This window comes from Ruminococcus sp. CAG:57 (assembly GCF_000435935.1).
GTDB classification, from domain to species: Bacteria; Bacillota; Clostridia; order Oscillospirales; family Ruminococcaceae; genus Hominimerdicola; species Hominimerdicola aceti.
Genome location: NZ_FR890774.1, coordinates 287 through 1301, shown reverse-complemented (window position 1 = coordinate 1301; position 1015 = coordinate 287). Strand labels below are relative to the sequence as shown.

Here is a 1015-nt window from a genome sequence, read left to right as displayed (position 1 = left end):
GACGGAAATATATTTAATCTTATTGGCATAGCCTCAAAAACGCTGAAAAGGAACGGAATGTATGATGAGGCAAAGGAAATGTGCAGCAGAATAACATCTTCGGGCAGTTACTATGAGGCCTTGAATGTTATCGGCGAGTATGTTGAGATCACTTCTATCGATGATGAACAGACAGAAGATGAGGATATGGAAATGGAGATGATGTAAATGACGTATTTGTTCATTGGAATGATGATAGGTTCTCTTGCCGTGGCTTTTAAGTCTGCTGAAAAAGAGATCGCACGTCTTGATAAGGAGGTCAAAGATGCACACAAACAGAGTTAAAGCCAAAGTAGACTTCAAGTTCTGTATGGGTAATATTCCTGCAATGCTGAGAGCAACAAAGCCTGTGCTTTCGGAAAAGCAATACAAGGAGCTGTGTAATGAGGTAAACAAAGCCGACGGCTACCTTGAACAGAAACGCATAATATTCAGCTATGTTGACCCGATAATCAAGGGCTGAAAACAGCGTAAAATCTAATATTTATTAAGGTCGTTTTGCCAACAGCAGATCAAAAATCTGGTGCTTGCAAAGCGACTTTTCTGCTGTTGGTTCTAACGGCAGAAAGGAAAAACATGAACAGTTTTATGTCATGGGTAGGGGGAAAGAAAAATCTTCGTGACGAGGTTCTTGCAAGATTTCCGCCTTACTATGAAAGGTATATAGAGGTGTTCGGCGGTGCAGGCTGGGTGTTGTTTCACAAGCCGCCAGGTGCAGATTTTGAGGTGTATAATGACTTCAATTCAAACCTTACGAACCTGTACAGATGCGTCAGAGATAAACCGAACAGACTCAAATACAAGCTGAGATATGTGCTCGATTCAAGAGAGGATTTTGACCTGACTTCAAGCCTGCATAAGCGTGGAATACTGCCAAGGCTTTATGACGTTGACAGAGCGGCTAAGTTTTATCAGCTTATACGTTACAGCTATGCAAGCGGTCTTGACAGCTTTGGAAGTCAGCCGCATTCGATGT

General features: G+C 42.2%; 2 protein-coding genes and 1 pseudogene. All 3 read left to right on the top strand.

All coding sequences use genetic code 11. The features are described from left to right. Positions 1–207: pseudogene (locus tag QVO88_RS09525) on the top strand (hypothetical protein); the annotation flags it as partial. Between the two features lie 97 nt (positions 208–304). Then, positions 305–502 carry a hypothetical protein gene (locus QVO88_RS09520; protein ID WP_022288247.1) on the top strand — a complete coding sequence of 66 codons (198 nt, stop codon included), beginning with the start codon at positions 305–307 and terminating at the stop codon, positions 500–502. 125 nt (positions 503–627) lie between these two features. Further along, the coding region (locus QVO88_RS09515; RefSeq protein ID WP_288177968.1) for a DNA adenine methylase at positions 628–1015 on the top strand (388 nt) is incomplete at its 3' end.

What these genes read in the sequence shown, in the direction of transcription:
- QVO88_RS09520 (WP_022288247.1), top strand. Translation starts at nt 305, where the DNA reads ATGCACACAAACAGAGTTAAAGCCAAAGTAGACTTCAAGTTCTGTATG.